10 protein-coding genes are annotated in these 14,688 nt (G+C 42.6%); 2 read left to right on the top strand and 8 right to left on the bottom strand.

Features of this window, described 5'->3' with window-relative positions:
• Positions 1-41: 41 nt before the first annotated feature.
• Positions 42-1,520 (bottom strand): fibrobacter succinogenes major paralogous domain-containing protein, encoded by a 1,479-nt coding sequence (locus POV26_RS06185; protein WP_272855603.1) that lies wholly within the window; start codon positions 1,518-1,520, stop codon positions 42-44.
• 104 nt (positions 1,521-1,624) lie between these two features.
• Between POV26_RS06185 and POV26_RS06180 the strand changes: the two genes are divergently transcribed.
• Positions 1,625-4,675 carry a sensor histidine kinase gene (locus tag POV26_RS06180; protein WP_272855602.1) on the top strand — a complete coding sequence of 1,017 codons (3,051 nt, stop codon included), beginning with the start codon at positions 1,625-1,627 and terminating at the stop codon, positions 4,673-4,675.
• 105 nt (positions 4,676-4,780) lie between these two features.
• Here the strand turns inward: POV26_RS06180 and secA are convergent, their stop codons facing one another.
• From secA to POV26_RS06145, 7 genes are all read right to left on the bottom strand, one after another.
• On the bottom strand, positions 4,781-8,140 hold the full coding sequence (gene secA / locus POV26_RS06175; protein ID WP_272855601.1) for a preprotein translocase subunit SecA: 3,360 nt from the start codon (positions 8,138-8,140) through the stop codon (positions 4,781-4,783).
• A 225-nt stretch (positions 8,141-8,365) separates the two neighbouring features.
• Complete coding sequence (locus POV26_RS06170) at positions 8,366-8,587, bottom strand: DUF2795 domain-containing protein (protein ID WP_014782927.1); 222 nt, start codon at positions 8,585-8,587, stop codon at positions 8,366-8,368.
• 273 nt (positions 8,588-8,860) lie between these two features.
• Positions 8,861-9,433 (bottom strand): cob(I)yrinic acid a,c-diamide adenosyltransferase, encoded by a 573-nt coding sequence (locus tag POV26_RS06165; RefSeq protein ID WP_272855600.1) that lies wholly within the window; start codon positions 9,431-9,433, stop codon positions 8,861-8,863.
• A 96-nt stretch (positions 9,434-9,529) separates the two neighbouring features.
• Entirely contained in the window at positions 9,530-9,706 is a 177-nt protein-coding gene (locus POV26_RS06160; protein WP_272855599.1) for a hypothetical protein, read from the bottom strand.
• 137 nt (positions 9,707-9,843) lie between these two features.
• Entirely contained in the window at positions 9,844-10,548 is a 705-nt protein-coding gene (locus POV26_RS06155) for an ABC transporter ATP-binding protein (RefSeq protein WP_272855598.1), read from the bottom strand.
• A gap of 286 nt (positions 10,549-10,834) precedes the next feature.
• A complete protein-coding gene (locus tag POV26_RS06150; RefSeq protein ID WP_272855597.1) occupies positions 10,835-11,617 on the bottom strand; it encodes an O-methyltransferase in 783 nt (260 codons plus the stop codon).
• 180 nt (positions 11,618-11,797) lie between these two features.
• Positions 11,798-13,681 (bottom strand): ABC-F family ATP-binding cassette domain-containing protein, encoded by a 1,884-nt coding sequence (locus POV26_RS06145; RefSeq protein WP_272855596.1) that lies wholly within the window; start codon positions 13,679-13,681, stop codon positions 11,798-11,800.
• A gap of 214 nt (positions 13,682-13,895) precedes the next feature.
• Here POV26_RS06145 and POV26_RS06140 point away from each other — a divergent pair, with 214 nt between their 5' ends.
• The gene (locus POV26_RS06140) at positions 13,896-14,687 is read left to right on the top strand and encodes a polysaccharide biosynthesis/export family protein (RefSeq protein ID WP_272855595.1); all 792 of its coding nucleotides are present in this window, start codon (positions 13,896-13,898) and stop codon (positions 14,685-14,687) included.
• The last annotated feature ends 1 nt before the right edge of the window (position 14,688 follow it).

The following is a 14,688-nucleotide window of genomic DNA, read 5'->3' as shown; positions in this document are numbered from 1 at the left end:
TAAACAGCCATTCAGCACCGTGGTATATTAAATTCATGATTTCAATTTGCCACTTTAACACATCTACAGGAAACACCCAAGGTGTTATCGCCATCCCCAAGAAAAATAAATTCCTGATCCGCCATAACATTTTTGGAATACAATGTGAACGGGCGTTGGTCGGTTTGTGTTTTTGAGCCAATAAGGGCAGCATACCCCATATGTTGAAACGAACCGCTGCTGATACGCATGCCCGAGGGCAATAGGGTAAACCCGCTGCTATTGGTTGCCGTTATTCCCGATTGATTCCACAGATCGAGACTTCTAAGATTGGCTGCCGCATAATCGCCTCCTGAATATTGTATGAGATCCTGAACCTCTCGCAGGGAAGGTACATACCACCCTTCAGGGCATAATTTTTCGTTTTTTAAGGCAAAACCATTGTACAATTTGCCATATATAGCATCGTTGCCGGTATTATTTTCATAATTTGCCCAGGCACCCATTGTGGCGTTTTGCCACTCCCCATTGTTTGTAATATTGGGTATAGGGGAACCGTCCCTATATCTTGTGGTCCTTAGGTTTTCTTTCATCCAACACCTGGAGCCAATGTTTACAACTTCATAAACGTTTCCATCCATATCGGTCACGGTAGCCGGGCAATTGGCCGTGGCCCCAGAAATAACAGGCTCCCTGCATCCGGGTATTGCGGTGGAATTATTAAAATGATTGTTTATAAAATTGTAAAGTGCAGGGTCGTAATCCTGTAACTGTGCCCGTGTACCTATTTCATTTCTTAAGCCATCGCCGCCCAGGGGGCCTATCCAGTTTACTCCGTAATAAATGGTAACTGCCTCTGCAAGTAACTCTGAATGGTGGCTAGTGCCATATGTATTGTTCCATTTTCCACTAGCAAGCGATTGGTTGTAAATGGATTCTAACTCACTTTCAAAAGAACTTTCTATCAATCTTAAAGCTCCTACGTGGATCATATGGGTTATTTCGTGGACCAAAACATGTCCCACCGGGCCATCGGGATAACATAAGATACTCGGAACATCACAGGCCAAGGCCCTTAAGTCGTTTGGTCCCGAACCGATCCAAGTATATGCTCCAGTATTTTCATTTGTTGCCAAAAAGGGTTCGGGTAGGTCGCTAATATGCCCTCCTTCGGGGTATAGGGCTATATAATTACCATCCCGTATCAGTTTGGCGCGCACACTGCCCAATCCGGTAAGCATAAACGCTAAGGTTTCATTAGCGGCATAAAGAGCTTCATCAGGAACCGCTTCTGAGCCGATAATCGGTATCCCTGAGCAGTTGAGATATTTTTTGTAATACGTACTCAAACCCACCGTACTGGGCACCGAAATGATTTCACAACTGAGAAATTCAGAGAAGCGTCCTGCGGTATTGCTGGGATCTTCGAGCGTTTCTTCGTCGAGTGCCGTAGAAGAATCGTCTTTTGTACAACCTACTGTAAATACAAACAATACGATGAAAAAGAGCGGATAAAAATGAATTGTTCGAAATTTTTTCATAATCGGAATTTTGGTTAGAAGTATTCAAACAAACTTAGGGTGCAAACCATAGTGTTTCAACCACATAAAGATGTGGCTCAAGATAATTTTCATACATTCGCAACATGTCAAAGAATATATTCTTGGGGTATATGTTTTTTGTATGGGCAGCAGTCACACTGCCTGCCCAAACTTCAGCGCATAAAAAAATTAAACCTACCTACCAGCTCTCTGAAATTCCTTTGGGCATTTCCGATATGCGACTGAATATTGACCAAGCGCAAGAGGATAGGGAAGGGTATGTATGGTTCGCTACCGATAATGGCCTTTGGCAGTTTGACGGCAGTACTTCCCAACGTTTTTTCAATGGCTCTGAGAAATACCCGATTTTAAAAAAGGATATTTCTTCAAATTTTTATGGGCTTATAAAGGACAAAACGGGAAATCTTATTACCGCCGTTTTGGAGGATAACCTGCTCATAATTTACAACCCTGACAAACGGAAGGTAATTGATACCATCCCGATACTTACTGCTATCCCAAATGGGCAACTTCTATTTCAGGTGGACAGGTATAATGCACTTTATTATACAAGTATTAATAGGAAATCAAATAGATACACGCTTCATAAAAGGGGAAAAGATAAAGTGGAACACGCCATTTTTGAAATGCCCAAGGTCAATGGTATCGACGATAGATTGGTTGAAATGAACATTGTTAAAAACAGTATTTTTCTGTTGACCGAAACTATGCTTACGGTTTTATCCCTAAAGGGAGAATTGATTGCTAAAATTGATATTACAAAGGGATGGGGGCATTGGCCCAGTACCTATAGTGACGCCAATGACTATTTTTTGATGAACGAAAAAACCTCCACTTTAATGAAATGGGATTTTAATGAGGAAAGATTGACCCATTATTATACCCTGCCAAATGCCTTTAAGTCATCATTCTCTACTTTTGTCGTCAAAAAAGACACTATTCTATGTTTTAGGGGGGAGGGATTGTTTAGGTATAATACCATTTCCAAAACCTATCAACAGATACATAAAAATGGGGAAAGCTCCCTTACGGATGCCGAGAATTATATCTTATTGATAGAAAATGGAATATTGATAAAAGAAGACGGCAGTATCATGGTATTGGAACCCAATAAGATATATAAGTTGGAGGCAAAGCCTAAAAACGAGGCGTTTTTTAAGGAAACTATAAATGGCATTACGGAAGACACCAGCTTTCGAGCCCTTACAGAAGACTCAGATAACAATATTTATGTTACCTATTATACGGCCGAAATAGCAAAAAAAGCAGCAGGAACCAAAAATTTCGAAATATCTCAAATTCCAAAAATCCCCGATGTAAATTTTACAAGTACTTTTAGTATCAAGGCTTACAATGACGATATTATTTGGAACAATACCCTTTTGAATTTTAAGGACCATACGCTAAGACCTTTTTCCAAGCAGGAGTTCTACGCACATACCACACAGTTTTTAAAGAAGGACAGCCTTTGGTTTTATACCTGGGGCACAAACAAACTTCAATATTATAATCTTTCTGAAAAAGAATCCTTTAATTATACTTTTGACGTAACGGGACACCCCGAAGTACGGTTTAATCTCATCAACTCGATTATTGAAGATGCGCAGGGGAAAAACCTTTTTGTTGCTAGTCGTTTTAACGGTATTACCCTTATGACAAAAAAAGGGAAAGTCCATAAAAATTACAATGCTTCCTTTCTAAAAACCAATCGAGAAACAGGAGTGAACCATCTGTTTTTAGACCCTCCTATTTTGTGGTATGCTGGCTCCAACGGTTTGGGAGCATTTAATACTGAGGATGAAACCGTAAAAGTCTTTGAATTTCCGGATGGTATGGATACCCAAAATTTAGTAAATAGGGAAGTTTTCTTTATTGTCCCACTGTCAGAGGATGAATTTTATTTGGGAACGGACAACGGCCTGATCCGGTTCAATAAAAAAACGGGCAACTATTTTGAACTTGTGAAAGGCCATCCGCTGGCAAATGTGGAATTCAACAGGAATTCCTTCCTAAAAGCTTCCGATGGTAAATATTATATGGGAACTACAAAAAGTTTGTATTCATTTTTTCCACAAGATTTAGAGTGGGACGTGAAAAGGGAAAAAGATAAAGACATTCGAATAAATTTAATTTCAATTTTTAATGATAACGGAAAATATCGCTATATATCGGAAGGGATAAACCAGCTTGCAACCTTGGAGCTCTCTCCAAATGATGTGAACATAGAAATTGATTACGCAGCGCTCCAGGAAGAAAAGGAGGTTTTGTACAGCCACAGAATTAAAGGTATAAACACCAATTGGAGCGACTATTCCAAAGAAAGAAAGCTAAATCTTGTAGGGCTTGCCCCGGGAACCTACAATCTTGAAATCAGAACCGTAAATTCTCCCCAAAAAATTAAAGCTCTAACCATTAAAAAAGCCCAATACTGGTATTTGCGGTGGTATTCGCAGTTGGCTTTTGTAGTGCTTTTAATAATACTGATGGCATTATTGATACGTTACCGGTATCGCTTACGCTTACAAAAGGAACGTGAACTGGCGGGGCTGCGCAACAAAATATCCAGCGATCTTCACGACGACGTGGGCAGCATATTAACGGCCGTAGCCATGCAATCTGAAATATTGGCAAAAAAAGCCATAGCAGCTGATAGCGAAAAACTAAAACGTATTGGCAGCCTTAGTAGGGAAGCGATGGGCAGCATGCGCGACACCGTTTGGAGTATCGATTCCAAAAAAGACAGCATGGGCAGTTTGCTGTCGCGGATGAAGGATTTTGCAACGGATGTTTTTCAAAATAATGAGCAGTTGTCTTTTCACTTTAAAAAAGGGAGAGAAATAAAAGCAGACCAACAGTTGAATCCTTTTATCCGCCAAAATGTGTATCTTATTTTTAAGGAAGCTATTACCAACTGTATAAAACACTGCAATGGCGATAGGGTGGAAATTACGCTAAACTATTCCAAAACCGAGCTTTTTTTGGAGATTAAGGACAATGGCTGTATGAACGAAAATATAAAAACTTCAGGGCTTGGCCTTACCAATATGGAACTGCGCGCCAAAAAGATGAATAGCCAACTAAAAATAAGGACCGAAAAAGGTTTTGGGGTTATACTGCAAGTACCACTTTCTTAAATAAAAAAACTTTGACAAAGTTTTAAACTTTGTCAAAGTTGTAATATTGAATTTTGCTCTTTTTAGTCTTATATTCTAAGATCAATTTATCTTACGTCCATAAAACTAATCATCCACAAGCACCCAATCGCCCTTATCAAGCAACGGAATGGCCTGTTTGTACTTCATCGTTTTGTTCTCGCCGCTCATTACGTGCTTGATGGTCACTTTGTCGTTGCGGTTTATCTTTGGGTGTTCGCGAACAATGGTCTCGGTTACCTGTTGGTGCTGGGATTGTGTATTTCCCGCAGCGCGCGACTGGGCGGCACGCTCGTCCATGTTCGGGATTTCGTCTTTCTGCTCGCTTAATTTTTCTTTTTTGCGCACCTCGCGTGCCTCTTGTATTTGCTGCTGGTTTTCCTGCGGAAGCTCTCCTTTGAAGAGGAACGAAATTACTTCTTTGTTTACCTTTTCAATCATTGCCTTAAAGAGTTCAAAAGCTTCAAACTTATAGATAAGCAACGGGTCTTTTTGCTCGTGTACCGCAAGCTGGACCGATTGTTTCAACTCGTCCATTTTTCGAAGGTGCGTTTTCCACGAATCATCGATTATTGCAAGGGTAATGTTCTTTTCAAAATCGTTTACCAGTTGCTTTCCTTCGGTTTCATAAGCCTTTTCAAGATCGGTGGCCACGTTCAGGGTTTTTACGCCATCGGTAAAGGGAACCAAAATCCGTTTGTATTTGTCTTTCTGAGTTTCGTACACATTTTTGATTACCGGATAGGCCATTTCGGCATTGCGCGCCATTTTGTCCTGATAGTGAATGTAGGCTGCCTTGTAAACCTTTCCCGCAATTTCCTTGGCATCCATTTTCTCAAATTCCCTTTCGGAAATGGGAGAACTCATACTGAAGAAACGGATCAATTCAAACTCAAAATTCTTGAAATCCTGTGCCAGTTTGTTGTTTTCTGCAATTACTTCGGCGGTATCGTAGATCATATTGGCGATATCTACACGAAGCCTGTCGCCAAAAAGAGCGTGGTATCTTCTTTTGTAAACCACCTCGCGCTGGGCGTTCATCACATCGTCATACTCCAGCAAACGCTTTCGGATCCCGAAGTTGTTTTCTTCCACCTTCTTCTGTGCGCGCTCAATGGATTTTGAAATCATACTGTGCTGGATCACTTCGCCTTCCTTCAGGCCCATACGGTCCATCATCTTTGCAATCCGCTCACTTCCGAAGAGACGCATCAAGTTATCTTCCAAGGACACGTAAAACTGCGAGCTTCCCGGGTCTCCCTGACGGCCGCTACGCCCGCGCAACTGTCTGTCCACGCGACGACTATCGTGGCGCTCGGTACCCACGATGGCGAGGCCGCCGGCTTTCTTCACTTCGTCGCTCAGTTTAATGTCCGTACCACGACCGGCCATGTTGGTGGCTATCGTTACCACGCCACTCTTTCCGGCTTCGGCAACAATGTCTGCCTCGCGTTTGTGGAGTTTCGCGTTCAACACGTTATGCGGGATGTTTCGAATACTCAGCATTCGACTCAATAATTCTGAAATTTCCACAGAAGTGGTCCCGATCAAAACAGGGCGTCCGGCTTGTGAAAGTGCTGTAACTTCTTCCGCTACGGCATTGTATTTTTCACGTTTTGTCTTGTAAATTTTATCTTCACGATCGTGGCGTGCAATGGGGCGGTTGGTTGGAATTTCAACTACATCCAGTTTGTAGATTTCCCAAAGTTCGCCGGCTTCCGTTACCGCGGTACCCGTCATTCCAGAAAGTTTGTTGTACATCCTGAAATAATTCTGGAGTGTAATGGTAGCAAAAGTTTGGGTCATCGCCTCAATCTTCACGTCCTCCTTTGCTTCAATCGCTTGGTGAAGTCCATCACTATAACGACGGCCGTCCATAATACGGCCGGTCTGCTCGTCCACGATCAATACTTTGTTTTCCATTACCACATATTGATCGTCCTTTTCAAATAGCGTGTAGGCCTTCAACAATTGGTTCATGGTGTGGATGCGTTCGCTTTTTACCGAGAATTCACGGAAAAGTTCTTCTTTCTGTGCTACTTCCTCTTCTTTTGGAAGCCCTTTGTTTTCAATCTTGGCAATTTCAGTTCCAATCTCAGGCATTACGAAGAAATCGGGATCGCCTTCCCCAGAAAGATAGTCCACGCCTTTATCGGTGAGTTCTATCTGATTGTTCTTTTCGTCAATCACAAAATAGAGCTCGGCATCAACCTTTGGCATCTCGCGGTTGTTGTCGCTCATATAATGGTTTTCGGTTTTTTGGAGTATTTGTTTTACCCCTTCTTCCGAAAGAAATTTTATAAGTGCCTTATTCTTCGGCAACCCGCGATATACGCGTAACAACTGGAACCCGCCTTCTTTTTCGTCGCCTTCTTTTATAAGTCTTTTGGCCTCGGCCAATACACCGTTCAAATATTTTTTCTGTACTTCCACGATGTCGTGGATCTTTGGTTTCAGCTCGTTGAATTCGTGGCGATCGCCCTCTGGCACCGGCCCGGAAATGATAAGCGGGGTACGAGCATCGTCAATCAATACCGAATCCACCTCATCCACGATAGCGTAGTGGTGCGGGCGCTGTACAAGATCGTCTGGCGAATGCGCCATATTATCACGCAGGTAATCAAAACCGAATTCGTTGTTGGTCCCGTAGGTAATATCGGCCAAATACGCTTTTCTCCGCGCCGCGGAATTGGGGCGGTGGTTGTCAATACAATCCACGGTCATCCCGTGAAACTCAAACAAGGGGGCCATCCACGCACTGTCACGCTTTGCCAGGTAGTCGTTCACCGTTACAAGGTGTACGCCGTTTCCTGCAAGGGCGTTGAGGTACATTGGCAGTGTGGCGACCAAGGTTTTACCTTCCCCCGTTTGCATTTCGGCTACTTTTCCTTCGTGCAGTGCTACCCCGCCAATAAGCTGAACGTCGTAGTGCACCATATCCCAAGTAATGGGCTTTCCGGCGGCATCCCAGGAGTTTTTCCAAATGGCCTTATCGTCCTCAAGGGTTACGTAGTCTTTATCTGCGGAAATTTCCCGGTCAAAGGGGCTTGCGGTTACGGTAATGGTTTCGTTGTTTTTAAATCGCTTTGCGGTTTCTTTCATCACGGCAAAGGCTTCGGGAAGTATTTTGGAAAGGGTCGCTTTTTCAATTTCGTAGCGGTCTTCCTTCAGTTTGTCTATCTGGTTGTAGTAGTCTTCTTTCTTGTTGATGTCCTGCTCTTCCTCCGATTGTTTTTCAAGGGCATCTATTTGGTCCTGCACATCTTTCTGTGCATCCTTTATTTCTTTTCTGAAGAAATCTGACTTGGCCCGCAGTTCATCGTGGGAGAGTTTTTCTATTGCAGCTTCGTGTTTCTTTACCTCTTCAACCAGCGGCTGAATCTGGCTGATGTCTTTTTTTGATTTATCGCCTACAAAAACTTTTAGTACGTTATCTAATATTCCCATGATTATTTATTTTGTTGGGGCACCTGATTATGTGCCTTTACTTATTTTGAAGTGTTGCCGGGCAGCACTGTTTTGTCAATTTTGTTTTCTTGCCACGAATTCACGAATGTTTTTTATACAATTATTCGTGAATTCGTGGCGATATTTTAAAAGCTTTTAAATAAAAAAAAGCCCCGTAAAAGAGACTTTTTATATTATTTTTAGTTGTTTCCCAAAACCTTGGGATTAATATTCATCCTCGTTCCAAAGATAATCATCGTCGGTCGGGTAGTCTGCCCAGATCTCTTCAATAGAGTCATAGGAGTCTCCCTCGTCTTCAATAGCCTGAAGGTTTTCCACTACTTCCAGTGGAGCACCGGTCCTGATCGCGTAATCAATCAATTCGTCTTTGGTTGCGGGCCAGGGCGCATCGCTCAAATAGGATGCTAATTCTAATGTCCAGTACATAGCACTTTAGGTTTTAATTTTCTGCAAAAGTAATTTTTTAGATTAAAAAGTCAAGAAAAATCCAAATTATTTCTGCACTATTTTAAAGAACGTTTGTTTTGTGTTGATTACGAGTAAGTTATAAAGTTATTTATTAACAAGTTATTTAGTTGAAACGGAGGCGATCGGTTACTTTTCGTTTATTTCAATAACTCAATAACTCAATAACTCAATAACTCAATAACTCAATAACCCAATAACCCAATAACCCAATAACCCAATAACTCAAACAATTCACAACTTCTTCGGAATCCACTGCGTCTCTTCCGCGTTTGTGTCCTTAGACAACTTTCGTGCCAGCACAAAGAGGTAGTCAGATAGTCGGTTTAAATATTTTATTACCCTTTCGTCAATAGGTTCTTTTTCATTTAGAAGCGTGGCGCGACGTTCTGCCCTGCGACAGACGGTGCGGGCAATGTGACAATATGACACGGCGGTATTTCCGCCGGGCAGCACAAAATGGGTCAGGGCTGGCAGGGCTTCGTTCATTTTGTCCATTTCAGTTTCCAATAGAGTGATATCCTCTTCGTCAATCTTTGGAATGTTCAATCGTTCCTTCCCGCTTTTGAGTACCGCTTTTTTGGGATCCGTGGCTAAAATTGAACCTACGGTGAACAACCTATTTTGAATTTGTATCAATATTTCCTTGCTGTGCGCATCAATCTCTTGGCTGCGTATCATTCCAATGTTTGAATTGAGTTCATCCACGGTACCGTAACTTTCTATGCGAATGTTGTGCTTGGGAACCCGCGTGCCGCCGAAAAGGGCAGTAGTGCCTGCATCGCCGGTTTTGGTATATATTTTCATTTAGGTTTGTGATTTATTGTTTTGAAATTTATGGTCTTTCAAAGTTACGAATAAGCTTAAGAATAAAACAAGCTAATCCTTGCGAACTGAAACTGATTACTGCTTACTCTTTTCATCCCGTTCCTTTTTCCGTTCGTAATAACCGCTTCGGAAATTTCTATTGCGACGTGCTTTTTGGTTTGAAGCGTTGCGCTTGTTCCAAAAATAGAGAATGGCAAGCAGTAAAATGCCGCCAATTATTAAAACGAGGGGGTTTGAAAAATCGAGAGTCATGGTTCAAAGATAAAGTACAAAGAAGGAAATACGAAATTGGAAATTAGAAACATTTTAAACGAAGTAGAAAGAACACAGAACACAGAACAAAGAGCAAAGAATCCCGAATTAACAAATCACAAATCACAAATCACAAATCACAAATCACGACTCATTACTTCTTTCTTCGTGTCACTTTCCACCATCCCATCCCGAAGCCTAATAATACGGTGGGCACGTTCGGCTATGTCTTCCTCGTGGGTTACTACTATTACGGTATTTCCCGCTTTGTGGATGTCGTTAAAAAGATTCATTATTTCTTCCGAAGTTTTTGAATCTAAGTTCCCCGTTGGTTCATCTGCCAAAATGATGGAGGGACGATTTACCAGTGCCCGACCCACGGCAACACGTTGGCGCTGTCCGCCGGAGAGTTGGTTGGGTTTGTGATCCATTCGGTCTGCAAGGCCCACATCGGTCAACACCTGCTTGGCACGTTCGGTGCGTTCGCTTTTTGAGGCGCCCGCATAAACCATTGGGAGCGCAACATTTTCGAGGGCGGTGGTGCGGGGGAGCAGGTTAAAGGTTTGGAAAACGAAGCCTATTTCCTTGTTCCGTATTTCGGCCAATTCATCATCGGTCATATTGCTCACGTTCTTTCCGTTTAGTTCGTAGCTGCCGGAAGTAGGCGTGTCCAAACAACCCAAAAGGTTCATTAAAGTAGATTTTCCGGAACCGGACGGGCCCATCAAGGCAACGTATTCGCCGCGCTCGATGTCCAGGTCTATTCCCTTTAAAACTTTGACTATTTCGTTCCCAAGCGGGAAATCGCGGGTGATGTTTCTAATTTTTATAACTAAGCTCATAGACCCCTAACTCCCCCAAAGGGGGCTTTTTTTAAATTACTATTGTTTGTAAGACGTAAAGATACGTGGGTTGTTACAAATGGATAAGTTTCAAATTCCAAAAACTTAAATTCCAAATCCCAATCCCGATACCTATCGGGACCAAATCCCAAATGCAACGCAAAAACTTTAATTTAATCTAATATGCTTAGTGCCTTGGCGAGAAAAATTTGCACGCAAACCTGCCAAGTCGCCAAGTTTTGTTTCCTTTAAACCCATAAACCCATAAACTCATAAACTCCCCTACTCAAACCCTTATCATAAAATGCTGTTTAGGCTGTTCTTTTCTGAAAAAAACCAGTCCCCATTGAAATGTATCGATGCTTACCGTTACTTTTTCGTTCGCGATTATTTGCTGCCACGCCGCCGTCATATCCTTACTCCAATAAATATCGTCAAAAATGATGAGGGAATCGTTGTGCACATGTTTTAAAAGGGAATGAAAATAGCCCAAGGTGCGCTCGCCATTGTGATCGCCGTCAATAAAGATTAAATCGAACGTTTCCGTCCCGAAGCTTCGGGATTCTGAAAGGAAATCGCTGAAGATTTCTTGGTGAATTTGAATATTGTGCAAATTGAATTTTTCAAAATATTCCTGTGCTTTTAATAAGGTATTTGGGCAGCCTTCCACCGTATGTATCGCGGAAAATTCGTTGGAAAGCGATAGCGCCACCGTTCCCAAACCCAGTGAAGTTCCCAATTCCAAGATGTTTTCACTGTTGAAATATTTCGCAATTCGGAAAAGCAACTTTTGCCGTTTTTTACGCATTCCCGCATTTTTGACTACTGCCGAAACTTTACGGGCATTGCCTTTAAAAACACGGGAACCTTGGCCAAAATCCTTCATTTCTACCATTGAAGTGTCACTTCGCAAGGCTTTTCGGTGCGATTTCAGAATTTCGTATTCGGGATATGTTTTTTTGTCGTTGAAACACTTCGTCACCAAATCATATACAAAAGGCGAGTGAACGCCGTGCCGGTTTTTGGAAAGGCGGATGAATTTTATGTAGCTTTTTGATTGGTGGATCACGGGCGAAGTTAATGGTTAGGCGTTAAGCGTTAAGTGTTAAGCGTTATGTGTTAAGCGTTAAGTGTTATGTGTAGAAGCATAATTCAAATATAATTCTTTTCTTCTCTTTGCGCTTTTGCGGTAAAATAGCACCGCAGAGGCGCAGAGAACGCAGCGCTTTCAATAAATAATAACAATAAATTATCCCTCCATTTTCGCCGAAAGCTCAAACCAGCGTTCTTCCTTCGCTTCAATGGTGTCTATAATTTCCTGAAGTTTTATGGACTGCTTGTCTATTTCTTCGCCGTCCCAATTTTCGGTGGCGAATTTATTTTGAAGCGTTTCGCGCTCCATTTCAAGGTTTGCGATTTCCTTCTCCAGTTTTTGGTATTCCTTCTGCTCGTTATAGCTCAGTTTTGCAGGGCTCGTATCCTGCTTCCAATCCTGCTTCCAATCCTTTTTCACCTTTGGAGCTGCTTCGCTGGCTTCTCGTTTTTCCTGTATGTTACTGTCTTCATAAACCCTGAAGTCTGTATAATTTCCCGGGAAATCCTCCACTTCGCCATCGCCCCTGAAAACAAAAAGATGGTCCACAATCTTGTCCATAAAATACCTGTCGTGGCTCACTACCAAAAGGCAACCGGGAAAGTCCAAAAGGAAGCTTTCCAAAACATTTAAGGTTACAATGTCGAGATCGTTCGTAGGCTCATCGAGTATCAAAAAGTTTGGATTTTTGATAAGCACCGTGCACAAATACAACCGTTTGCGTTCGCCCCCGCTCAGTTTTTCCACAAAATCGTATTGCTTCTTGGGGTCGAAAAGAAAGCGTTCCAAAAGCTGCGATGCCGAAATCTGCCGGCCTTTTTTCAACGGAATATAATCACCGTATTCGCGGATCACATCAATAACTTTTTGACCTTCCTTTATATTTATTCCAGCCTGGGTGTAGTAGCCAAACTGCACGGTTTCGCCCACGACTACCTTTCCGGAATCAGGCTTCATCGCTCCGGTAAGAATATTCAAAAACGTCGATTTTCCCGTACCGTTTTTTCCGATAATCCCTACACGTTCGCCGCGGTTAAAGTTATATTCAAACTTGTCCAACAATACCTTATCGCCAAACGATTTTGATATTTTGTGAAGTTCCACAACCTTGGTGCCCATGCGCTCCATGTTCAGTTCCAGTTGCACTTGGTGGTCGTTGCGGCGTTTGCTGGCACGATCCTTTATTTCGTGGAAATCGTCAATCCGGCTTTTGCTTTTGGTGGTCCGCGCTTTCGGTTGGCGGCGCATCCACTCCAGTTCCTTTTTGAAAAGCTGCTTCGCCTTTCCCGTTTCGGTGGCCTCGTTTTCTATCCGCGCGTCGCGTTTTTCGAGATAATAGCTGTAGTTTCCCTTGTAGCTGTAAAGCGTGCCTTCGTCCAATTCCACAATTTCGTTACAGACCCGTTCCAAAAAATAACGGTCGTGCGTAACCATAAACAGGGTGAAATTTTCCTTTGCAAACAGATTTTCCAGCCACTCGATCATTTCCAGATCCAAGTGGTTGGTGGGCTCATCCATTATCAACAAATCTGGGGTTGTGAGCAAAGCATTGGCCAATGCCAAACGTTTTTTCTGTCCGCCGCTTAGGGTTGAAACCTTTGCGTGGAGGTCTTCCATTTTCAGTTTAAAGAGGATCTGTTTGTAGCGTGTCTCAAAATCCCAGGCGTGGTGGGCATCCATCGCATCAAACGCTTTTTGGTAGGCTTCGGAATCGTCTGGGTTTTCAATGGCGTGCTCGTAATTTTCAATAATTTTCAGGATGGGATTATCTGAGGAAAAGATGGTCTGTTCCACGGTAAGTTTCGGATCCAAATCCGGTTCCTGCGGCAGATAGGCAATTTTTAGGCCTTTTCGGAAAACGACGTTTCCGGTATCGGCATTGTCGTTTCCGGCAATGATATTCAAAAGCGAAGTTTTTCCGGTGCCGTTTTTGGCCACAAAGCCTATTTTTTGCCCCTCGTTTATTCCGAAGGAAATATTTTCAAACAAAACCCGCATCCCGAAGGACTTGGAGATATTTTCTACTGAAAGGTAGTTCACGGTTTATATTTTCGGCAAATGTAATGAAATAGTGCCCTTCGATTGCGCTCAGGGTGACATATTCGTTAATTCGGGTCCCGTGAGCTATCCGGATGGAATTTGAGATTTACCTCCCCGAATACAGTCGATATATTGAATCTTGAATTTTGAACCGTGAATTTTGAATATTTTAAATGCGTTACTTTATATTTGTCCATTAACAATCCTGCCCTTTATGAAGCTTACGTATTTGTTGTTTTTAATTGTTGTAGTTTGCACCACTTCCTGTGTAACCACCAAACAACTCACCTATTTACAGGAAAACACCAGCAGTGCCGATACTTTGGCGCTTTTGCGGAAAAGGCAGGAACCGTACCGACTTCAGATTAATGACCTTTTGAGCATTCGCGTAAAGGCACTGGACCAAGAAACCGTGGGGATCTTTAACCCTATAAGCGATGCCAACCCCAATGCTACGGGAGAGGAAAAGTTGTACTATGACGGTTTTGTAGTTGATGATCACGGCAACATTCGTATTCCAAGTTTGGGAGAAATAAACGTTTTGGGCTATACGGTAGATGAGGTTCGGGAAAAACTGGAAGCGCGCTTACTGGAAGATTATTTTAAGGCCGAGGCCAATGTTTTTGTTACCGTGAAATTGGCGGGAATCCGCTATACCATTAATGGCGAAATAGGCAGTCCGGGTTCCAGAATAATTTATCGCGACCAAGTGAGCATTATGGAAGCCATTGCCAACAGCGGCGATATCCAGCTTACGGGCGATAGGAGCGATGTGGTCATTATCCGCCAATACCCTGCCGGACAAAAAGTGCACCATATAGATCTTACCAAGCTGGAAGCAATGAATTCGCCTTATTATTACATTAAACCGAACGACCTGATTTTGATAAACCCATTGCCGCAAAAATCCCTGGGTACGGGAACCACTGGGCTTCAGTCTTTCACGACCATCGTTACGGTTGCCACAGCCTTGGTTACAACCATTTTATTGTTTACAAGATTATAAA

This window comes from Aequorivita todarodis (assembly GCF_028561335.1).
GTDB lineage: Bacteria > Bacteroidota > Bacteroidia > Flavobacteriales > Flavobacteriaceae > Aequorivita > Aequorivita todarodis.
Note: the sequence above shows the minus strand (reverse complement) of the source record. Positions and strands in the feature narration are given on the sequence as shown.